The organism is Paraliobacillus salinarum (genome assembly GCF_014083865.1).
Lineage (GTDB): Bacteria > Bacillota > Bacilli > Bacillales > Amphibacillaceae > Paraliobacillus > Paraliobacillus salinarum.
In genome coordinates, this window is the sequence record NZ_JACEFA010000001.1 from 55,741 (window position 1) to 77,577 (window position 21,837).

A 21,837-nucleotide genomic window follows, 5' to 3' on the forward strand; every position below is an offset into this window, starting at 1 on the left:
ATAAAATAGTTAAAAATACAAAGGGAGAAAATAATTTGGAACCATTTATTCAAGTTCATTCATCTTTTGTTGAATTAAACACATGGCAAAAGGCTGATTCACAGTTAGTTGTTGGGTTTTCTACACGGCATGGAGGTGTTAGTAAAGCCCCTTTTGATACATTTAATTTAGGCTTACATGTAAATGATAATCAGCAAGATGTTGTAACAAATAAAAATAAATTAAGTCAATTAATAGATTATCCCCTTGATCACTGGGTAATGGCTGAACAAACACATGGTACAAATATTCATCTCGTTACAGCTGCCGATAAAGGAAAAGGGGCATTTCAATACGAAACATCAATTCAAGATACGGATGGTTTAATTACAAAAGAAAAAAACATTTTACTAACAGCTATGTTTGCTGATTGTGTCCCTCTGTATTTTTGGGACCAAAAAACAGGTTGGATTGGTATTGCACATGCAGGATGGAAAGGCACGGTTAAACAAATAGCGGGTAAAATGGTTCAAGCGTTAAAAGATAATGGTGCAAATGTAGATTCGCTCTATGTTGGTATTGGACCTTCGATCTCACAGGGGAATTATGAAATAAACGATTTTGTTTTTAATCATATTCCGATTGAATTTCGTGAGCAAGTAACAGAAAAGGTAAGTGATAAGAATTATTTATTAAATCTTTCATCACTAAATTATTATATATTGGTCAAACATGGTATTCATCTAGAAAATATATATCAAACCAATTTCTGCACATATAGTAATCCTTTATTTTTTTCTCATCGCTATGAGAATGGACAAACAGGTAGAATGTTAGGGTATATAGGTAAGAGATGAAATTGAACGAACAGAAGGAGTAGTGTTAATTGAAAGTGCAAGCTAACTTAAAAGAAATACAGAAAAATATAAGTGAAGCATGTGCGAAAGCAGGTAGAGATCCGAAAGAAGTAACTATAATCGGTGTAACTAAATATGTCAGTGTAGAACGTGCGGATGAAGCAGTCGAAGCTGGTGTCAACCACTTAGGTGAGAATCGAATCGAAGGATTAAAAGAAAAATCTAATGAATTATCATCAAAAGATGTTATTTGGCATTTTATCGGTTCTTTACAATCAAAGAAAGTGAAACATGTTGTCAACGAGTTTGATTTTCTTCATTCGCTTGATAGATTATCTTTAGCTAAAGAAATAAATAAACGGGCTGAGCAACCAGTTTCATGCTTCATACAAGTAAACACAAGTGGAGAAGCATCAAAGCATGGACTAGCTCCTACTGAAGTAATTGACTTCGTTCAGAAGTTACAGGAATATCCTCAGATACAAATCATCGGCTTGATGACAATGGCTCCTTTAACTGATGATGAAGCAGCCTTACGAGATACATTTCGTCAATTACGCTTATTGCGAGATAATGTGCAAGATTTGAAGCTTAGTTATGCTCCTTGCTCAGAACTATCCATGGGGATGAGTAACGATTACGGTATTGCTATTGAAGAAGGTGCAACATACATTCGAATTGGTTCAAATCTTGTTGGATAAAGAGGTGAAAAAATGAGCATTAAAAACAAGTTAAAAACATTATTTTCTGTCGAAGATGAATATGAATACGAATATGTAGAGGAAGAACAAGGAGACACAGAAAGTCTGACTCGCAGTGAAAAACGTCAACCGCAAAACGTGGTAAGTCTAAAGTCGGTGAAATCAACTGCAAAAGTAGTGCTTTGTGAGCCTAGGTCTTATGACGAAACACAAGAAATTGCTGATCATATTGTTAATCGACGCTCTGTCGTAATCAATTTACAACGAGTAGATTACCAGCAAGCAAAACGAATTGTTGATTTTTTAGGTGGGACAGTATATGCTGTTTCAGGAGAAATGCAAAAATTAGGTCCACATACATTTTTATGTGCACCAGATAATGTAGATGTATCAGGAAGTATTACACAGTTAGTTAGTGAAGAAGAAGACTTTGAACAAGGGTGGTAAGTTTTATGGGTTTATATGGAATTATTATGAGTTTAATTGACTTATATAGTATGGCATTGGTCATCTATATACTTATGTCATGGTTTCCTGGAGCAAGAGAATCGTCCATTGGGGAGTTTTTAGCCAAGATTTGTGAACCTTATTTGGAGCCGTTTCGTAAAATAATCCCTCCAATTGGAATGCTTGATATTTCACCTATTGTAGCTATTTTAGTATTGACCTATCTTATTCCAAATGGTATTAGAGTACTGTTTAGCTGGTTTATTTGGTAAAAGTAAGAGGTTTATTTAACGAAAAGTAGTGTGGTGAGCAAATGGATATATACCAGCATTTTAGAAAAGATGAGCAACCATTTATTGATCAAGTGTTAACTTGGAAAGAGCAAGTGGAAATTCAGCATCGTACTAAACACAGTGATTTTTTAGATCCGCGTGAGCAACAAATCTTTAAAAGCTTAATCGGAAATGATGAACAATTTAACATTAAGTTTTTTGGTGGAGCTGAACAAACAGAAAGACAACAAGCGATCTTAGCTCCTTTTTATCATACCATTGATCGTTCTGATTTTCCGATTACATTGTTGCAAGCGAGTTATCCAAAAAAATTTGTTGCAATACAACATCGTGATGTATTAGGTGCATTCCTTTCACAAGGATTGATCAGACGTAAATTAGGAGATATTGTAATTGATGACCACCATATTCAAATCGCAGTATCTGAGGATATAGCTTCTTTTGTTGAAATGAATGTTAATTCAATAAAGAAAGCATCGATACAATGGAATAAGGTGCCGCTTGATAAAGCCATAGAGAGTAAAGAACAATGGCATGCACGACAGGCTACTGTGAGCAGTTTGCGATTAGATGTATTGATGAAAGAAATATACCGTGTTTCTAGGCAAACTGCATCAGAAGCGATAGCAAAAGGTCTTATTAAGGTTAATTTTAAAAAAGTAGAAAATCCTGCTTTTCTTGTTGAATCGGGTGATATCTTTTCTTTTAGAGGAAAAGGTCGGAGTAAATTAGTGGAAGTATTAGGTCAATCCAAAAAAGATAAATGGATTATTAAATATTATATTTTAGCTTAATGAGGCAGGAATTTCTCTATAAATGTCGAAATATATCTACAATGACAAGAAAAAATTTAAACAACACTTCATAAGGAGGTGGCCATTGTGCCATTAACACCATTGGATATTCATAATAAAGAGTTTACACGTGGATTTAGAGGCTATGACGAAGATGAAGTTAACGAATTTTTAGATCAGGTAATTAAAGATTACGAAATTGTTATGCGTGAGAAGAAAGAATTAAAACAACAAGTAGATGACATGAAAGACAGGTTAGGTCATTTTTCAAATATCGAGGAAACATTAAATAAATCGATCTTAATTGCCCAAGAAACTGCTGAAGAAGTAAAAGGAAATGCTACAAAAGAATCTAAATTAATTATTAAAGAGGCTGAAAAAAATGCTGATCGAATTATTAATGAAGCATTACAAAAGTCTCGTCGAATTGCAATTGAAGTTGAAGAACTCAAGAAACAAGCAAAAGTATTCCGTACGCGTTTAAAAATGCTTGTTGAAGCTCAATTAGAGTTAATTGAGAACGATGATTGGGATGGATTACTTGATACAGCAATGGACGATGCGTATCCAGAGCAAGAAGAATCAGAAGCAAATAATTATTAGTCCTTGACGTTTTAAGTATTTTTACATATAATTCATTCACATAAGGTGAAAATAGAATTCATAATTGAAATAGCAATGATAGGGAGAGTAAAATAAGAAACACTGTTGAAGCGAGTTAGGAAATGGTGAAAGCCTAATACAGTCTCTTATTTGAAGATCACCCTTTAGCTTCTCGTTTGAAAGAAGAGTAAAATGAGACGTCCACATCACGTTACGATGCCGAGTGGATGAAGATATAGTTAGTTATCTTCATTTATGAAGGGTGGTACCACGAGTCTTCTCGTCCCTTGCTGGGATGCAGAGGACTCTTTTTGTTTGTAAAACTAACAATCAATTTGAATAAACAAACTATACAAAAGTAAAATAGGAGGAAATCAAATGGATTACAAAGATACGTTATTAATGCCACAAACGGCATTTCCCATGAGAGGGAATTTGCCGAATAAAGAGCCAAAAATGCAAGAAGAATGGGAAGAGAGCAATTTATACCAACAAATACAAAAACGTACAGAAGGAAGACCTTTATTTGTCTTACATGACGGACCACCGTATGCGAATGGTGACATCCACATGGGGCACGCTCTAAATAAAGTTTTAAAAGACTTTATCGTTAAATATAAATCAATGAGTGGTTTTCATGCACCGTATGTACCAGGATGGGATACACATGGATTACCAATTGAGCAAGCTTTAGCGAAGAAAAAAGTAAATCGCAAAAAAATGACTACAGCAGAATTTAGAACTAAATGTGAAGAGTATGCGTTGAAACAAGTAGATAATCAGCGAACACAATTTAAACAACTAGGTGTGCGTGGCGATTGGGATCATCCGTACATTACCTTAAATAAAGAATATGAAGCAGCACAAATTGAAGTGTTTGGTGAAATGGCTAAAAAAGGATACATTTATAAAGGGTTAAAACCTGTTTACTGGTCACCTTCATCTGAATCAGCGCTTGCAGAAGCTGAGATTGAATATCAAGATAAGCGTTCTGCTTCTATTTATGTAGCGTTTGATGTAAAAGAACCTGGTACATTACTGGACGGTGATGAGAAGTTCATTATTTGGACGACGACACCATGGACAATACCAGCAAACTTAGCAATTGCGCTTCATCCTGAGCTTTCCTACGCAGTGGTAAAAGTAGCTGATCAGAAGTATATTGTTGCAGAAGATATGATTGATCAGATTGCGGAAGTGTTAACTTGGGAAAATCCTGAAACGGTAAAAACGTTTAAAGGTAAAGATGCAGAGAAGTTAGTCGCTAAGCATCCATTGTATGATCGTGATTCTCTTGTTATTTTAGGTGATCATGTAACAACAGAAAGTGGTACCGGTCTGGTTCATACTGCACCAGGACACGGGGAAGATGACTTTAATATCGCTAAGCAATACGGGTTAGATGTGTTATGTCCAGTAGATGAAAAAGGTGTATTTACGGATGAAGCACCAGGATTTGAAGGCTTGTTTTATGATTCAGCAAATAAAGAGATTACTCAAAAGCTTGAAGAGTTAGGTGCATTACTACACCTTAACTTCATTACACACTCTTATCCACATGATTGGCGCACAAAAAAACCAACTATTTTCCGCGCGACAAATCAGTGGTTCGCATCAATTAAAGACTTTAGAGAAGATATTTTAGCTGAAATTAACCGAATTAACTGGTTGCCAAAGTGGGGCGAAACACGCCTGTATAATATGGTTCGTGATCGAGCAGATTGGTGTATTTCTCGTCAACGTACATGGGGTGTGCCTATTCCAGTATTCTATGGCGAAGACAGAACACCAATCATTACAGATGAGACAATTCAACATGTTTCTAAATTATTTAGAGAGCATGGTTCTAATATTTGGTTTGAATGGGATGCAAAAGATTTATTGCCAGAAGGTTTCACATCAGAGCATAGTCCTAATGGCACATTCACAAAAGAAATGGATATTATGGATGTATGGTTTGATTCTGGTTCCTCGCATCAAGGTGTACTAGAAGAAAGACCAGAATTACGTCGTCCTGCAGATGTTTATTTAGAAGGGTCTGATCAATACCGTGGTTGGTTTAATTCATCTATTTCAACTGCAGTTGCAGTGACAGGAAAATCGCCATATGAAACAGTAATCAGTCATGGATTTGCTTTAGATGGTAAAGGTCGTAAAATGAGTAAATCTGTCGGTAATGTAGTTGTACCGTCTAAGATTATGAAGCAATATGGTGCAGATATTCTTCGTCTATGGGTTGCATCTGTAGACTATCAAGCAGATGTACGAATTTCTGATGAGATAATCAAGCAGACTTCGGAAGGGTATCGTAAAATCCGAAACACATTCCGCTTCTTACTTGGTAACTTAGCAGATTTTGATCCTAAGAAACATGTGGTAGAGGATGATCAGTTGCAAGAAGTAGATCGATATATGCTACTTCGATTACAACAATTAATTAAAAAAGTTACAAAAGCTTATGATGCGTATGATTTCTCTACTGTTTATCATTCTATTCATCATTTTTGTTCCATTGAGTTAAGTGCATTCTATTTAGATTTTGCGAAAGATGTATTGTACATTGAAGCTCAAGACAGTGATAGACGTCGAAGCATTCAAACGGTTTATTATGAAATAATCCACAGCTTGGTGAAATTACTTACACCAATTCTTACGCATACTGCTGAAGAAACATGGGAGTTTATTCCTGGTGTAGAAGAAGAAAAAGCGCAGTTAACGGATATGCCTGTTGCTCGTGATATTGCTAATCAAGTAGAACTACAAAAAAAATGGGATCTATTTATGAATGTGCGTGATGACGTGTTAAAAGCATTAGAAGAAGCACGTGTTGAAAAGATTATCGGAAAATCTTTAGAAGCAAAATTAAAGATTGTAGCTAAAGATCAACAAACAAAAGATCTTTTAGAAAATATCGAGCATTTGCACCAATTATTTATTGTTTCTGAAGTGGAGTTAACTTCTGAATTAACTGACGGAACAGATTATGAATTAGTTACCGTTAAGGTTGAGAAGCATGAAGGTGAAAAATGTGAGCGTTGTTGGGTAGCTGCTGATTCTGTTGGAGAAGTTGCTGAACATCCGGGGTTATGTGTTCGTTGTGCATCGATTGTTAAAGAACACTATCAAGATTAATTGTCAGCAACAGACCTTGCTTGAGAACTTAAACAAAATTAATAAGCTTTAAAAAAGATATGAAAGAAAGATACGAACTTATATTAATGTTGTGGAAATACACTCCATTTCCGCAACCACGTTCTCAATTAACTCCGTAAAGTAAAGAGCACTTTACGGAGTGGAACTTCAGTTCTCGCTGTTCCTGCCGAAGTGTTGTGTGTTTCCACAGCAAATATATTAGTTCAAACAAGTAGACGAACTTTAATTCTCTTCAGAATAAAAGTTCGTCTTTTGTCTATTATATATTTGCTTTACCTTAAGCTATCTTTTTAGGTTGCTTGTGCATCTCTTCTGGCTTTTAAATCATTCATAATGTACTTCATAATGATAAATCCAGTTAAGCCACAAAGCATAATTAAGATAGACATCGTCTCCTTAGAGAAAATCCCACCAAGTGTAACAAAAAAGGAACTAATCATCATGGAACCGTTAAAAACTAAACCGTATACAGCCATATAAGAACTTCGCTTATCATCTGTAGGTATACTTGCAAGGAAATCAGACTGGATTGGCACACGCATCAATTCTCCAACGGTAGCGAGTATCATAAATCCAAATAATACCCAAACATTATCAAAAAAGCTTATACCAACATATCCCATTGTGAAAATGGCAATAGACCATAAGAAGGTGTTCCCTTCATTAAAACGAGATACAAGTTTTGTAATGAATACAGTTAAAACAACAACGATAATTGTATTTTCAGATTTTAAGAAACCTACCATTTCAACGCCTGATACTCCAAAACCAAATATCTCTTGTACTGGCATGTCATTGTCTAATCGAATAGCAATATAATTTTCAAGTTGATTTTCAATGGATTGAATGAGCAGGCCAGCAAATACAAATAGAATAAAAAGCTTATCTCCTGCGACATTTTTATAGCTATGAAACATTTGTTTTAACACGTTTTTATTGTCGATTGTGACTGATTTATCCATCGTTTCAGAAATGAAAAAGATAATCAGTATGTTAGAAGCAACACTTGTCATGGTCATAGTTAATAACAGTTCAAATAAATAATCATTAAAAGTTAATGCTCCTAGTATTCCACCGACCGCAAATGCAAGATTAAAACTCCAATATAATAAGGCATACACACCTTTTCTTTCATTTGGTTTAGTAATATCAATAATCATAGCATCGGCTGCAGGCCCATCTAATCCAAAAGAAGCGGTAATTAAAATTGCCATAACAAATGTGATTTCAGGAGAGAGCCAAATAGCAGAGTTGGCAAATGTCATGATCGCAAAAGCAACCATACGAATAATACCAGCTATAACCATCAACTTTTTTCGCCCAATTAAATCAGAATAATATCCACCATATAACCCTACAACTAAACTGATTAGTACATTAACAATCAGAAGAATCCCAGTAATGGTAGCTCCAAAATAGTTTGCAAAATAAATAGCGATAAAAGGAAATATTGCACCTGCAACCATATCTGTTAGAAAGATTTGACCGATTCTAATTTTTATATTTCTATGATAATTCCGAAAAACATTCATATTTTCTCCCCTTTTACTTTCACACCCCAAAGCGCACGAATGAACTAAAACTGATTATTAGCATAGCTCATTAGCATGAATAGTCAAACAGTCTCAAGGCTGATATTTTATCATTCTTAATAATATAGCAAATATTTTAATATAAAAATATATAATGTAATGAAATTTTATTAATCATTGTTCGCTTGTAGAATGGATTGAAGGTCTACTTTATGGTAAAATGCATAAGAGTAAATTTAATCAAGAGACGGGGGAGCCAGATGCGTTATTACATCATCGCATTTATTATCATTATGATTGACCAACTCACAAAGTGGTGGGTGGTTGCTAATATGGAGTTAAGAGAAAGTATTACAATTATAGAAAACTTCTTTTATATTACATCACATCGAAACACTGGTGCTGCTTGGGGGATTCTTGCAGGACAAATGGGTTTTTTCTATATTATTACTACTATTGTTGTTATTGTAATAGTATATTATATCCAAAAGTATGCTAAAGATAGTTTATTAACCGGGATATCCCTTGCTCTCATTTTGGGTGGAGCGATTGGTAACTTTATTGATCGTCTTTTCCGTAAAGAGGTAGTGGACTTCTTTGATGTTTATATTGGCAGTTATGATTATCCAATCTTTAATATTGCGGACTCATCATTAGTTATTGGAGTAATATTGGTTTTTATTGCTACATTTATTGACGAAAAAAAGAAGGGGAATAAACGCGCATGATATCAGATGAATATATAGTTAAACAGGAAGAGCAAGGCATGCGAATTGATAAAGTACTGTCTAGTGTTCTACCTAATACGTCTAGATCGCAAATTCAGACGTGGATTAAAGAGGGTTACTGCCTAGTAAATCAAAATCAAGTAAAAAGTAATTATAAATGTGTTGCAGAGGATGTTATCTCTTGGGAAATACCGGAGCCGGAACCTCTTCACATCAAACCTGAGAATATTCCGTTAGAGGTCGTGTTTGAAGATGAGGATGTACTTGTTGTAAATAAACCAAGAGGAATGGTCGTTCATCCATCAGCTGGTCATCCAAATGGTACGTTAGTGAATGCATTGATGTATCATTGTAAAGATTTATCTGGAATTAATGGAGTGATTCGACCAGGTATCGTTCATCGTATTGATCGTGATACTAGTGGGTTATTGATGGTAGCAAAGAATGATATGGCACACCAACGATTGGCAGAGCAATTGCAAGCTAAAACAGTAAAACGTTCTTATGAAGCCATTGTTCATGGTTCTGTTCCACATGAATACGGTACGATCGAAGCGCCAATTGGACGAGATACTAAAGATCGCCAGAAGATGGCTGTTGTGACAGGAGGAAGAGAGGCTGTCACACATTTTGAAGTAATAAATCGTATAAATGATCGATTTTCACATGTGAAATGCGTATTAGAGACGGGCAGAACACATCAAATTCGTGTGCATATGAAATATATTGGCTTTCCATTAGTGGGAGATCCGAAATATGGCCCTAGAAAAACGTTAAAAATCGATGGACAAGCATTACACGCTAAAGAGATAGGGTTTGAACATCCTCGAACAAACGAGTGGATGCATTTCCAAGTAGAACCACCTACTATCTTTTTAGACACATTAGAAAAAGTGAAAGAAATATATTGACAAAACAAACAACTAATGAAATAATCAATAGTAATCAAATGACCTTTAACAACAGTCCCGTGAGGCTGAGAAGGAAACGGTAACTATTACGATGGTATACGTATGTTAAAATCCTTTTCTTCTCACTGGAGAAAAGGATTTTTTTTGCTGTTATAACTTAAAGGTTTATCATTTTAAAAAGGAGCGATAGTGTAATGAAACAAAAAGCAATACTACTAGACCAAGCAGCTATTAACCGTGCGCTTACACGAATCGCACACGAAATCTTAGAACGAAATAAAGGTGTAGACAACCTCATGCTTGTTGGAATTAAAACAAGAGGTGCTCCGTTAGCTAAGCGGCTACAAGAAAAAATAAATTCGATTGAAAGTGTAGATGTACCAATAGGAGAAATTGATATTACATTGTATCGTGATGACTTAAGTCATGCTGTTGAAAATGACGAGCCAGAACTACATCATACAGATTTTCAAACGAAAATTGCTGGTAAAAAAGTCATTCTTGTTGATGATGTATTATACACTGGAAGAACGGTTCGAGCTGCAATGGATGCTGTGATTGATCAAGGAAGACCTTCCCAAATTCAACTAGCTGTTTTGATTGATAGGGGACATAGAGAATTACCAATTCGAGCTGATTATATAGGGAAAAACATTCCTACATCACAAGATGAAATAATCATGGTTGCATTAAATGAGACGGATCAAGAAGATCAAGTAAGTATATTTGAAAAATAATAACTGACCTTTAATGAAGTCCAGAGAGGCTTGCAAGGTTGCTATAGGATACGTGTATGCTTTTAACTACATGTGTACCTCTTTGCGACATTGCAAAGAGGTTTTTTTATGGAAAGAATCTGAGGGGGAATTGTAAGATGTCAAGATTAGATATGGTAATGGATATAAGAGATGTACCACCAAAAACAAAATGGTTTATGTTAAGTTTACAGCATTTATTTGCGATGTTTGGCTCAACCATCTTAGTTCCATTTTTAACTGGTTTACCGCCAGCAGTTGCACTTATCTCAAGTGGATCAGGTACACTTGCATACTTAATTATTACAAAAGGCAGAATCCCTGCCTATTTGGGATCAAGTTTCGCGTTTATCGCGCCAATTGGAGCAGCAATTGCAGAAAGTGGTATCCCAGGTGCAATGGTTGGTAGCTTTCTAGCGGGAACAGTGTACGGTGTTTTATCACTATTAATCGGATCTTTTGGCTTAGATTGGTTAATGAAAATTTTACCTCCAATCGTTGTAGGACCAGTGATTATTGTTATTGGTCTAGGATTAGCTCCGACAGCTGTGGACATGGCAATGAATGTGGATGGAAGCTATAGTGGAAAACACTTTTTAGTTGCAGTAGTTACACTTGCAATTACTGTTATAGGCTCATTATTTTTTAAAGGATTTTTTGGACTTATACCAATTTTAATCGGAATTGTTTCTGGTTATATATTTGCTTTAATACAAGGAATTGTGGACACATCTGCAATTGTTGCTACTTGGGAATCAATCATCCAAGCTGATTCAGTTGGCGCCTTCTTTAGTGCTGTGTTTGTACTACCTGACTTCGTTATACCTTTTAAAGATTACAACCCATTTGAGGTTGTTAGCGGAAGTATTTTCTGGATTATGGTACCAGTTGCTATTGTAACTATAGCTGAGCATATTGGTGATCAGATGGTGTTATCTAAAGTAGCAGGAAAAAACTTCATAAAGGAACCTGGTTTACATCGTTCGATCTTAGGTGATGGTGTAGCGACAATGATTGCATCTGTTTTAGGTGGACCACCAAACACTACTTATGGTGAAAACATTGGTGTGCTTGCTATTACAAGAGTGTTTAGTGTGTTTGTTATTGGTGGTGCTGCCGTTTTAGCAATTACTTTCGGATTCATTGGGCTTATTCCTGATGTAATTAATTCTATACCTACTGCAGTTATGGGAGGCGTATCTATACTCTTGTTTGGTATTATCGCATCAAGTGGACTACGCATGCTTGTTGATAACCAAATAGATTTAGGAAACAATCGAAATCTGATCATTGCTTCAGTTATTTTAGTTATTGGTATTGGTGGAGCATTGGTAAAGATAAATATTGCTGGTGTAAATGTAGAAATAGCTGGTATGGCATTAGCTGCAATCACTGGAGTTATTTTAAATCTGATTTTACCAGGCAAAGAATCTGGTTATGGAAATGGAAATATGTTTAAATCGGATGAAAATTAAGTATGAAAAGGGACTGTCTTCTAAAGGAGAACAGTCCCTTATTCTAAGGAGGGATTAAATGTGGAACATTTTGTATCAATGAAAGATCTTAGACCTGATGAATTAATGCATCTCATTAAATTGAGTAACAAAATGGATAAAAACAGTTATACGCCTTTTAAAAAGCAATTGTTTGCAGCAAATTTATTTTTTGAGCCTAGTACACGCACTAAAATGAGTTTTGTTGTTGCTGAAAGAAAATTAGGCATTGAGATACTCGACTTCCATCAAGAGTCATCAAGCACGAAAAAAGGAGAAAGTATATATGACACAGCAAAGACGTTTGAATCAATTGGAGCTTCCTTTTTAGTCATTCGTCATCCGTTAAACAATACAGCACAACAGTTAGCAGATAAAATAAAAATTCCAATAATAAATGCTGGGGATGGAACTGGTGAACACCCGACTCAATGCTTACTTGACTTATATACGATTTACCAAGAGTTTAATGCTTTTCGTGGATTGAATGTTGCCATTGTAGGTGATATCAAACATAGTCGTGTAGCCCGTTCTAATGCATATGCATTACGAACGCTTGGTGCAAACGTGTTTCTATCTTGTAAAAAAGAATGGCAAGATACAAGTCTGGACTTTTCTTATATTGACCTTGATGAAGCAGTAAAATCATGTGACGTAATAATGTTATTACGCATTCAAGAGGAAAGACATGTGCAACATGACCGTTTTAATAAAACAAGTTATTTATCCCAATATGGGTTAACTAAAGAAAGAGCTAATCATATGTTGAGTCATGCAATAATCTTGCATCCTGCTCCAGTTAATAGAGGAGTGGAAATAGATAGCGATCTAGTGGAATGTAAACAATCGCGTATTTTTAAACAAATGGAAAATGGAGTAAAAACAAGAATGGCTGTAATAGAACACTTATTTCAATCGAGGGGGATTAGCTATGGGAGTTATCATCAAAAATGTCAACCAAGTATTGTTCAATAATGAATTAGAATTATGCCAGATTAGGATGTCAAATGGGGTAATAACTGAGATTGGAAAAAACGTAAAGCAAGCTCATGATGATAAAATAATTGATGGCAAAGGACATGTCATTTCACCCGGGTTTATTGATGTGCATGTTCATTTGCGCGAACCAGGTGGAGAAGCAAAAGAGTCCATTGCGACAGGAACAAATGCAGCTGCTAAAGGCGGCTATACAACGATATGTTCAATGCCAAATACAAACCCAGTTCCTGACAATCATCAAACGTTAGATTGGTTGTATGAGCGCATTCAAAAAACAGCAAAAATAAATGTGTTGCCATATGCTTCTATTACAAAAGGTTTAAAAGGTGAAGAACTTTCTAATATGAAGGAATTAAAAGATGCAGGAGCTTTTGCATTTACAGATGACGGGGTGGGTATACAAACAGCTGACCAAATGCTGCAAGCGATGGAAATAGTGGCATCCTTAGATTTGGCTGTGGTTGCACATTGTGAAGATAATTCATTGATACATAGTGGAGTAATGCACGAAGGATTAACTAGTGAACGAATGCATTTGAAAGGAATACCTTCTGTTTGTGAATCAGTACAGATTGCTAGAGATGTTTTATTAGCAGAGGCAACTGGATGTCATTATCATGTTTGTCATGTGAGCACAAAAGAATCTGTTCGAGTGATACGCGATGCAAAGCGTGCAGGCATAAGAGTGACCGCAGAAGTCACACCACATCATCTATTGTTAGATGAGTCTGACATTACAGAAGCAAATTCAAATTATAAAATGAATCCTCCTCTTCGTGCTAAAGAAGACCAGCAGGCATTATTGGCGGGACTACTTGATGGAACGATTGATTTTATTGCAACCGACCACGCTCCACATACAGAGGAGGAAAAGGCGAGAGGGATGAACGATGCCCCGTTTGGGATTGTTGGTTTAGAAACAGCATTTTCACTTTTATATACACATCTTGTCAAAAATAAGATTGTAACTTTAAAACAGTTACTTGATTGGTTATCAGTCAAACCTGCTCAAGTTTTTGGAATGGAAGTGGGGAGCTTAAAGGTTGGAGCTAAAGCTGATCTAACTTTACTAGATATAACAAAAGAATGGTGTATTGATAAAGATACTTTTCTTTCAAAAGGAAGAAATACCCCATTTGATAAATGGGAAGTAACGGGTAAACCTGTGTTAACTATTGTAGCAGGTGAAATTGTTTTTGAGGAGGATTACTATGTATAAACGTCAGCTCATTCTTGAGGATGGTACTGTTTTTATAGGAGAAGCATTTGGCAGTTTAGAAGAAAGTGTCGGTGAAGTTGTTTTTAATACAGGTATGACAGGCTATCAGGAGATCCTCTCAGATCCTTCTTATTGTGGTCAAATTGTTACGATGACATATCCATTAATAGGGAATTATGGAATCAATAGAGAAGATTTTGAAACGATTACCCCCTCTATTCATGGGTTAGTAGTAAAAGAGTCTTGTCAACATCCTTCAAATTTTAGAAGTGGAGAGTCACTAGATTCTTTTTTACAAGCAAATGAAATACCAGGCATCTCAAATATAGATACAAGAAAATTAACAAAAATCATTCGAAAACATGGAACAATGAAAGGGATATTGACAGAAGGTTACCTAGAGTTTGCTGATAAAGAGTATGAAAATAGATTAAAAGCTGCAAAGTTAATGCATAATCAAGTGAGTCTAGTATCAACAGTTAAACCATATGTTGTTCCAGGTAGAGGGAAACGCATTGTTTTAATAGATTTTGGGATGAAACATGGTATTTTAAGAGAATTAACGAAAAGGAATTGTCATGTTACTGTTGTTCCTTATCATTATAGTGCAAAAGAAATTCTGCGTTTAAAGCCGGACGGAATTGTTTTAACAAATGGTCCTGGTGATCCTAAAGATGTACCGGATGCCATTGAAATGATTGCTAATGTGATACGAGATATTCCGATCTTTGGTATTTGTTTAGGACATCAACTATTAGCATTGGCGTGTGGAGCGGACACAGAAAAAATGGTGTTTGGACACCGTGGTTCGAATCATCCTGTTAAAGATTTAAATTCAGGAAGAACATATATTACATCTCAAAATCATGGCTATGCAGTAACTGTAGATTCACTAGCAAAAACAGATTTGTCTTTGACACAGGTTGCATTGAATGACGGAACAGTTGAAGGAATTTCTCATAAGAAATATCCTGCATTTTCAGTGCAATATCATCCTGAAAGTTCACCAGGACCAGAAGATACTAGTCATTTGTTTGATCAGTTTATAACTGAAATTGATACGTATAAATTCACTTCAAAGGAGTCGGTTACATGCCAAAGCGAACAGATATAAATAAAATACTTGTTATTGGATCAGGACCAATTATTATTGGTCAAGCTGCGGAATTTGATTACTCAGGCACACAAGCATGTCAAGCCTTAAGAGAAGAAGGCTACACAGTGATTCTTGCAAACTCTAATCCTGCAACAATTATGACGGATGCTACTATAGCAGATACCGTATATATGGAACCATTGACTGTAGATTTTTTGGCAAAAATTATTCGCAAAGAAAAACCAGATGCCATTTTACCAACGTTAGGGGGGCAAACAGGTCTTAACTTAGCTGTTGAACTTGAAGAAAATGGAATCCTGGCAGCGAATAACACAGAATTACTTGGGACGTCATTAGAAGCTATTCAACTAGCAGAAGACAGGGAAAAGTTCCGAAATCTAATGCATGAACTAAATGAACCTGTGCCAGAAAGTCAAATCGTTACGACTGTTGATCAAGCTGTTCAATTCGCAGGCGAAATTGGCTTTCCTTTAATTGTTAGACCGGCTTATACGTTAGGTGGAACAGGTGGAGGTATGTGTTACAACCTAGAAGAACTAAAATCGATCACTCGAAATGGCTTAGCTTTGTCACCTGTAAATCAATGTTTAATCGAACGAAATATTGCTGGTTTTAAAGAAATAGAATATGAAGTGATGCGCGATAAGAATGATCAAGCGATTGTTGTTTGTAATATGGAAAATATTGATCCAGTAGGTGTACATACAGGTGATTCTATCGTAGTTGCTCCTTCACAAACATTAAGTGATAGAGAGTATCAACTACTGCGCAATGCATCTTTAAAAATCATCCGAGCGCTAGAAATCCAAGGTGGATGTAATGTTCAGTTAGCACTAGATCCGGATAGCTTTGATTATTACATTATCGAAGTTAATCCAAGAGTTAGTCGTTCGTCTGCGCTTGCTTCTAAAGCTACAGGTTACCCAATTGCAAAAATAGCAGCAAAAATAGCAATTGGTTTAACACTAGATGAAATTAAAAACCCGATCACGAAAACAACCTATGCAGCATTTGAACCTGCTCTAGATTATGTAGTAACAAAGTTTCCTAGATTTCCATTTGATAAATTTACTGCAGGAAACAGAACACTAGGGACGCAGATGAAAGCTACAGGCGAAGTAATGGCAATTGGTAGAACTTTCGAAGAATCTTTTCTGAAAGCCATTCGTTCCCTTGATATTAGTGAAGAGGACTTTCATCTACCTTATCTAACAGATAAATCTAATGATCAGTTATTAGAAAAATTACTGCAACTAGATGATGAACGCGTGTATGTTATAGCCGAGCTTATGCGACGTGACATGTCCATAGATAAAATTCATCATCTGACAAAAATAGATTTTTATTTTCTATGGAAATTACACAATATTATTTCAATGGAAAAGAAACTATCTGAAGCTCCACAATCAATAGAAAGATTAAGAGAAGCGAAAGAAATAGGCTTTTCAGATGAGCAGATTTCGAGAATGTGGAAGGTGGAAGTTGATAACATTTATCAACAACGTATGAATGAAAAGATTTTACCTGTATATAAGATGGTAGATACATGTGCAGCCGAATTTGAATCTGCTACACCATATTACTATAGTACGTATGAAGATGAACAAGAGTCTATCATCTCTAATCGTAAAAAAGTGTTGGTACTAGGTTCAGGACCAATTAGAATAGGCCAGGGTATTGAATTTGATTATGCAACGGTACATTCTGTAATAGCTTTAAAAGAGGCTGGGTTTGAAGCGATTATTTTAAACAACAATCCAGAAACAGTATCAACTGATTTTAGTGTATCAGATAAACTTTATTTCGAACCGTTAACGTTAGAAGATGTCATGCATGTAGTGGAATTAGAAAAGCCACTTGGTGTTATTGTGCAATTTGGTGGACAAACAGCGATTAATCTAGCAGAAGGGTTAGAACGAAGAGGTGTCAGTATTTTAGGATCGGCACTAGAGGCAATAGATGTTGCAGAGGATCGTGATAAGTTTGAGCAAATGCTGTCACGTATTGATGTTCCGCAACCTAAAGGGAAAAGCGTAAAACAGCTAGATCAAGCGAAGGAAGCTGCAAACGAGATAGGATATCCGGTGTTAGTACGCCCTTCTTATGTTATTGGTGGAAGCCAAATGGAGATTGTATATAGTGATGAGGAGCTTTTTGCTTACTTAGAGAAAAATACAAAAATGAAACATAAACACCCAGTACTTATAGATAAATATTTAACTGGAATCGAGGTAGAAGTTGATGCGATTAGTGATGGAGAGACAACGGTGATCCCGGGAATAATGGAACACATTGAACGTGCTGGCGTTCATTCTGGAGATTCCATAGCAGTATATCCAACACAACGTCTTAAACCAGAAATTAAACAAGAGATAATTGATATAACGATAAAAATCGCAAAAGAAATGTGTGTGAAAGGATTAATTAATATTCAATTTGTTGTGCATCACGATGCTGTTTATGTGTTAGAGGTTAATCCTCGTGCAAGTAGAACAATTCCGTTCCTTAGTAAAATAACAGGCGTTACGATGGCTAAAATAGCAACAAAATGTATTATGGGTGAATTATTAAAGGAAATGGGTTACCAAGATGGTTTGCTAGATGAGCCAGAACATGTGTCAGTAAAAGTACCTGTATTTTCTTTTAATAAATTACGAAGTGTGGACATCACGCTTGGTCCTGAAATGAAATCGACTGGTGAAGCAATTGGAAGAGATAAAACTTTGGAAAAGGCACTTTACAAAGGATTAATTGCATCTGGGTTAAACATCCCAATGGAAGGATCAGTGTTATTGACTGTTGCAAATAAAGATAAACAGGAAGCGGCTGAAATAGCAAAAAGATTTCATCAATTAGGCTTTCAATTATTTGCAACAGAGGGGACAGCATCCCATTTATCAAACAACCAATTACCAGTGACTACTGTTGGGAAGATAGGAACAGGAGAAAAAAATGTACTGTCTATTATCGAGAATGGAGAAGTACAATTTGTTATTAATACACTCAATTCTGGTAAGCGTCCTAGATCAGATGGATTTCGCATTCGTCGAGAAGCGGTGGAGCACGGTATTGCATGTTTAACTAGCTTAGATACAGCAACTGCAATTTTAAATGTGATTGATTCGACGACATTTTCTGCACAGCCAGCAGTAGTAAATCAAGAGGTGATCAGATGATTAGAAAAGCTAATTTAACGATTGTTCATCATGAAAAAATAGCTGAATCAACATTTTTACTCCATGTTTTAAGTGAGGCATCAACGTTAGACATTAAGCCTGGCCAATTTATTCATATAAAAATTGGCCAGGATCACTCCCACGTATTGCGTCGTCCTATTTCAATAGCTGACGTAGATCATACCAATAAAATAATTAAAATTATTTTTAAAACGGTAGGTGAAGGCACTAGTTATTTGAGTCAGCAAAAAGTAGGCGGAAAAATTGACGCATTATTGCCTTGCGGATCATCTTATCCAATAGATAATTTGACAATGGATCATGCACTATTAATTGGAGGAGGAATTGGTGTACCGCCTCTGTACTATTTAGCGAAACAATTGGTTGAAAAAGGTGTATCAGTTACTACAATTTTGGGATTCCAAACGGCATCACATGTTTTTTTTGAACAAGAATTTAAAGCATTAGGAGACGTTTATGTTGCAACAAATGATGGGAGTTACGGGCATAGTGGATTTGTAACAGATGTCTATCATGCAGTAAAACCTAGCTTCGATTATTACTTTTCTTGTGGACCAACGCCTATGCTTAAAGGAATAACAACAGACTTAAAAGAAAAACAAGGTTATATTTCCTTGGAAGAACGGATGGGGTGTGGAGTAGGCGCATGTTTTGCTTGTGTCATTCCGAGTGTGAATGGTGGCTATAAGAAAATTTGTCAACAAGGTCCAGTATTCGATGCTAGTGAGGTGATTTTAGCATGAACTTATCCGTTTCATTACCAGGCTTAAAGCTGAAAAATCCAATTATGCCTGCTTCTGGTTGTTTTGGGTTTGGGGCAGAATATAGTAAATTTTATGATTTAAATCAATTAGGTGCAATTATCATTAAAGCAGCAACAGCAGAAGCTAGATATGGTAATCCGACACCACGTGTTGCAGAAACTTCTGCAGGCATGTTAAATGCGATTGGCCTTCAAAATCCAGGTGTAGATAATATCATAGCTAATGAATTACCGGCATTAAGCGTATATGATACACCAATTATAGCTAACGTTGCAGGAAGTACAATAGAAGAATATGAAATGGTAGCCAAAGCTTTTAAAAATACAGAGCAAGTCGAAGCCCTTGAGTTAAACATTTCATGTCCAAATGTGAAAGAGGGCGGCGTACAATTTGGTACAGATCCGTACTTAGCTTCAGAAGTTACAAAAAGAGTTAAAGCGCAAAGTGATGTTCCGCTGTATGTCAAGTTATCACCAAATGTAACTAATATTGTTGAGATAGCTAATGCAGTTGCAAAAGCTGGTGCAGATGGATTGTCAATGATTAATACATTAACTGGGATGAGAATTGATCTTCAAACTAGAAAACCTATCATAGCAAATAAAATTGGAGGTTTATCTGGTCCTGCTATCAAACCGGTTGCCATTCGAATGATTTATCAAGTGAAGCAACAGATTGATATCCCGATTATTGGAATGGGTGGTATCACGTGTGCGGAAGATGTACTAGAGTTTTTATTAGCTGGAGCGAATGCTGTCGCAGTTGGAACAGCTAATTTTGAAAATCCATTTATCTGTCCGGAGATTATTGCGGAATTACCTGAAGTACTTAAGAAATACGGTTTTTCATCTGTAGAAGATGCAATTGGGAAGGGGCATATCAATGAATAAACCAATATACTTAGCGCTTGATTTTCCTACATGGGAACAAACAAACGATTTTTTGCAAAAAAATAATTTAGAAGGAATTCCTGTTAAAGTAGGAATGGAATTATTTTATCGTGAAGGTCCTGATGTGATAAAAAAATTACAAGCACAAAATCATTCTATCTTTCTAGACTTGAAATTACATGATATACCGACAACGATCTATAAATCGATGCGTAATCTAGCAGAGCTAGGAGTTGACTTTGTAAACGTTCATGGACTTGGCGGAGCGGATATGATTAAAGCTGCTAAACAGGGGTTAGTTGATGGTACACCTCATGGTAAAAGCCAGCCTAAATTATTAGTCGTTACTATATTGACATCGATGAATCAAGATACATTGACTAATCAACTAGGAATTCCACACCCATTAGCGGAAATGGTAACGCATTTTTCAAAAATGGGGAAGGATCAAGGTGCCGATGGTGTCGTTTGTTCTGCGCATGAAGCTGCTAAAATTAAAAGTGTGTGTGGAGATGATTTTTTAACTGTTACTCCTGGTATACGGTTAGCAGATACAAATAGTAATGATCAACAACGAGTTGCAACACCTAAATTAGCTAAACAAATCGGGGCGGATTATTTAGTTATCGGTAGAAGTATTACGGAAGCAGAGAATCCTAAACAAATCTATGAGCAAGCATTAAAGGAGTGTAACAATGTCAATAAATAAACAATTAGCAAACGACTTATATCAAATAAAAGCAGTTCAAATCAAGCCAGATCGTTCATTTACATGGACATCAGGAATAAAATCACCGATCTATTGTGATAACCGATTAACATTATCCTATCCTGATATTCGAAATAAAATTGCAGATGCTTTTGTAGAAGCAGTAAAACAATTAGAAGAACAGCCTGATTGTATTGCTGGTTGTGCAACTGCGGGGATTCCTCATGCGGCATGGTTAGCTGAAAAGTTAAATTTACCAATGACTTATGTACGTTCCAAGCCAAAAGGACATGGAAAAGGAAATCAAATTGAAGGTAAAGTGACAAGCGGACAAAAAGTAGTTGTTATTGAAGATCTTATTTCTACAGGTGGGTCTGCGATTGAAGCTGCAGAGGCTTTACGTAAAGAAGGGGTAGAAGTATTAGCTGTTATTGCAATTTTTACTTATGGATTGTCACATGCTAATCGTTCATTTGAAGCACATGATCTTGCCTTACATACACTAACTAATTTTGATACACTTGTACATCATTTATTAGAAGAAAATAAGATTAACAACGAAGAGTACCAAAGCTTAATCGAATGGAGAAATGAACTAGGCTAGAAAAAATAATCAACCAAAATAAAAAAGAAAGCCGATTAATAATTCGTCAAGGAAACTCGCGCTACTTGTACAATGATCAATCGGCTTTTTGT

Annotated in this window: 20 protein-coding genes and 1 other annotated feature; of the genes, 19 read left to right on the plus strand and 1 reads right to left on the minus strand. The window is 35.9% G+C overall.

Features of this window, described 5'->3' with window-relative positions; genetic code table 11:
• Positions 1-35: 35 nt before the first annotated feature.
• The 7 genes from pgeF to ileS all read left to right on the plus strand — a co-directional run bounded on the left by pgeF (position 36) and on the right by ileS (position 6,806).
• Complete coding sequence (pgeF, locus tag HP569_RS00305) at positions 36-836, plus strand: peptidoglycan editing factor PgeF (RefSeq protein WP_246366855.1); 801 nt, start codon at positions 36-38, stop codon at positions 834-836.
• Positions 837-865: 29 nt separating this feature from the next.
• Positions 866-1,537, plus strand: coding sequence for a YggS family pyridoxal phosphate-dependent enzyme (locus HP569_RS00310; RefSeq protein ID WP_182199083.1), 672 nt, complete (start codon positions 866-868; stop codon positions 1,535-1,537).
• A gap of 12 nt (positions 1,538-1,549) precedes the next feature.
• Complete coding sequence (locus HP569_RS00315) at positions 1,550-1,984, plus strand: cell division protein SepF (RefSeq protein WP_182199084.1); 435 nt, start codon at positions 1,550-1,552, stop codon at positions 1,982-1,984.
• A gap of 5 nt (positions 1,985-1,989) precedes the next feature.
• The gene (locus tag HP569_RS00320) at positions 1,990-2,256 is read left to right on the plus strand and encodes a YggT family protein (protein ID WP_182199085.1); all 267 of its coding nucleotides are present in this window, start codon (positions 1,990-1,992) and stop codon (positions 2,254-2,256) included.
• A 41-nt stretch (positions 2,257-2,297) separates the two neighbouring features.
• Positions 2,298-3,071: a YlmH family RNA-binding protein gene (locus tag HP569_RS00325; protein WP_182199086.1), complete on the plus strand. Its 774-nt coding sequence runs from the start codon at positions 2,298-2,300 to the stop codon at positions 3,069-3,071.
• Positions 3,072-3,158: 87 nt separating this feature from the next.
• On the plus strand, positions 3,159-3,674 hold the full coding sequence (locus HP569_RS00330) for a DivIVA domain-containing protein (protein WP_182199087.1): 516 nt from the start codon (positions 3,159-3,161) through the stop codon (positions 3,672-3,674).
• Between the two features lie 66 nt (positions 3,675-3,740).
• Positions 3,741-3,965, plus strand: a binding site (T-box leader).
• A gap of 87 nt (positions 3,966-4,052) precedes the next feature.
• Positions 4,053-6,806: an isoleucine--tRNA ligase gene (gene ileS / locus HP569_RS00335; protein WP_182199088.1), complete on the plus strand. Its 2,754-nt coding sequence runs from the start codon at positions 4,053-4,055 to the stop codon at positions 6,804-6,806.
• A gap of 311 nt (positions 6,807-7,117) precedes the next feature.
• Here the strand turns inward: ileS and HP569_RS00340 are convergent, their stop codons facing one another.
• Positions 7,118-8,359, minus strand: a complete 1,242-nt coding sequence (locus HP569_RS00340; protein WP_182199089.1) for an MFS transporter — start codon at positions 8,357-8,359, stop codon at positions 7,118-7,120.
• 260 nt (positions 8,360-8,619) lie between these two features.
• Between HP569_RS00340 and lspA the strand changes: the two genes are divergently transcribed.
• The 12 genes from lspA to pyrE all read left to right on the plus strand — a co-directional run bounded on the left by lspA (position 8,620) and on the right by pyrE (position 21,745).
• Positions 8,620-9,087, plus strand: a complete 468-nt coding sequence (gene lspA, locus HP569_RS00345) for a signal peptidase II (RefSeq protein WP_182199090.1) — start codon at positions 8,620-8,622, stop codon at positions 9,085-9,087.
• Positions 9,084-9,998, plus strand: a complete 915-nt coding sequence (locus HP569_RS00350) for an RluA family pseudouridine synthase (RefSeq protein ID WP_182199091.1) — start codon at positions 9,084-9,086, stop codon at positions 9,996-9,998. Before lspA ends, HP569_RS00350 begins: the two co-directional genes overlap by 4 nt.
• A gap of 194 nt (positions 9,999-10,192) precedes the next feature.
• Complete coding sequence (pyrR, locus tag HP569_RS00355) at positions 10,193-10,735, plus strand: bifunctional pyr operon transcriptional regulator/uracil phosphoribosyltransferase PyrR (RefSeq protein ID WP_182199092.1); 543 nt, start codon at positions 10,193-10,195, stop codon at positions 10,733-10,735.
• Positions 10,736-10,872: 137 nt separating this feature from the next.
• Positions 10,873-12,228: a solute carrier family 23 protein gene (locus HP569_RS00360; RefSeq protein WP_182199093.1), complete on the plus strand. Its 1,356-nt coding sequence runs from the start codon at positions 10,873-10,875 to the stop codon at positions 12,226-12,228.
• 60 nt (positions 12,229-12,288) lie between these two features.
• Positions 12,289-13,221 carry an aspartate carbamoyltransferase catalytic subunit gene (locus HP569_RS00365; protein WP_182199094.1) on the plus strand — a complete coding sequence of 311 codons (933 nt, stop codon included), beginning with the start codon at positions 12,289-12,291 and terminating at the stop codon, positions 13,219-13,221.
• Positions 13,178-14,464, plus strand: coding sequence for a dihydroorotase (locus HP569_RS00370; RefSeq protein WP_182199095.1), 1,287 nt, complete (start codon positions 13,178-13,180; stop codon positions 14,462-14,464). The genes HP569_RS00365 and HP569_RS00370 overlap by 44 nt, the downstream gene beginning before the upstream one ends.
• Positions 14,457-15,578 (plus strand): carbamoyl phosphate synthase small subunit, encoded by a 1,122-nt coding sequence (locus tag HP569_RS00375; RefSeq protein WP_182199096.1) that lies wholly within the window; start codon positions 14,457-14,459, stop codon positions 15,576-15,578. Before HP569_RS00370 ends, HP569_RS00375 begins: the two co-directional genes overlap by 8 nt.
• On the plus strand, positions 15,557-18,757 hold the full coding sequence (gene carB, locus HP569_RS00380) for a carbamoyl-phosphate synthase large subunit (RefSeq protein ID WP_182199097.1): 3,201 nt from the start codon (positions 15,557-15,559) through the stop codon (positions 18,755-18,757). The genes HP569_RS00375 and carB overlap by 22 nt, the downstream gene beginning before the upstream one ends.
• A complete protein-coding gene (locus tag HP569_RS00385; RefSeq protein ID WP_182199098.1) occupies positions 18,754-19,521 on the plus strand; it encodes a dihydroorotate dehydrogenase electron transfer subunit in 768 nt (255 codons plus the stop codon). Before carB ends, HP569_RS00385 begins: the two co-directional genes overlap by 4 nt.
• Positions 19,518-20,432 carry a dihydroorotate dehydrogenase gene (locus HP569_RS00390; protein ID WP_182199099.1) on the plus strand — a complete coding sequence of 305 codons (915 nt, stop codon included), beginning with the start codon at positions 19,518-19,520 and terminating at the stop codon, positions 20,430-20,432. Before HP569_RS00385 ends, HP569_RS00390 begins: the two co-directional genes overlap by 4 nt.
• Positions 20,425-21,141 (plus strand): orotidine-5'-phosphate decarboxylase, encoded by a 717-nt coding sequence (gene pyrF / locus HP569_RS00395; protein ID WP_182199100.1) that lies wholly within the window; start codon positions 20,425-20,427, stop codon positions 21,139-21,141. The genes HP569_RS00390 and pyrF overlap by 8 nt, the downstream gene beginning before the upstream one ends.
• Positions 21,128-21,745: an orotate phosphoribosyltransferase gene (gene pyrE / locus HP569_RS00400; RefSeq protein WP_182199101.1), complete on the plus strand. Its 618-nt coding sequence runs from the start codon at positions 21,128-21,130 to the stop codon at positions 21,743-21,745. The genes pyrF and pyrE overlap by 14 nt, the downstream gene beginning before the upstream one ends.
• Positions 21,746-21,837: the final 92 nt, after the last annotated feature.

Bases quoted from the DNA above. Each gene is read 5' to 3' on its own strand.
- HP569_RS00315 (WP_182199084.1), top strand. From the start codon at position 1,550: ATGAGCATTAAAAACAAGTTAAAAACATTATTTTCTGTCGAAGATGAA.
- HP569_RS00320 (WP_182199085.1), top strand. From the start codon at position 1,990: ATGGGTTTATATGGAATTATTATGAGTTTAATTGACTTATATAGTATG.
- HP569_RS00325 (WP_182199086.1), top strand. From the start codon at position 2,298: ATGGATATATACCAGCATTTTAGAAAAGATGAGCAACCATTTATTGAT.
- ileS (WP_182199088.1), top strand. From the start codon at position 4,053: ATGGATTACAAAGATACGTTATTAATGCCACAAACGGCATTTCCCATG.
- HP569_RS00340 (WP_182199089.1), bottom strand. From the start codon at position 8,359: ATGAATGTTTTTCGGAATTATCATAGAAATATAAAAATTAGAATCGGT.
- lspA (WP_182199090.1), top strand. From the start codon at position 8,620: ATGCGTTATTACATCATCGCATTTATTATCATTATGATTGACCAACTC.
- HP569_RS00350 (WP_182199091.1), top strand. From the start codon at position 9,084: ATGATATCAGATGAATATATAGTTAAACAGGAAGAGCAAGGCATGCGA.
- pyrR (WP_182199092.1), top strand. From the start codon at position 10,193: ATGAAACAAAAAGCAATACTACTAGACCAAGCAGCTATTAACCGTGCG.
- HP569_RS00360 (WP_182199093.1), top strand. From the start codon at position 10,873: ATGTCAAGATTAGATATGGTAATGGATATAAGAGATGTACCACCAAAA.
- HP569_RS00370 (WP_182199095.1), top strand. From the start codon at position 13,178: ATGGGAGTTATCATCAAAAATGTCAACCAAGTATTGTTCAATAATGAA.
- HP569_RS00375 (WP_182199096.1), top strand. From the start codon at position 14,457: ATGTATAAACGTCAGCTCATTCTTGAGGATGGTACTGTTTTTATAGGA.
- carB (WP_182199097.1), top strand. From the start codon at position 15,557: ATGCCAAAGCGAACAGATATAAATAAAATACTTGTTATTGGATCAGGA.
- HP569_RS00385 (WP_182199098.1), top strand. From the start codon at position 18,754: ATGATTAGAAAAGCTAATTTAACGATTGTTCATCATGAAAAAATAGCT.
- HP569_RS00390 (WP_182199099.1), top strand. From the start codon at position 19,518: ATGAACTTATCCGTTTCATTACCAGGCTTAAAGCTGAAAAATCCAATT.
- pyrF (WP_182199100.1), top strand. From the start codon at position 20,425: ATGAATAAACCAATATACTTAGCGCTTGATTTTCCTACATGGGAACAA.
- pyrE (WP_182199101.1), top strand. From the start codon at position 21,128: ATGTCAATAAATAAACAATTAGCAAACGACTTATATCAAATAAAAGCA.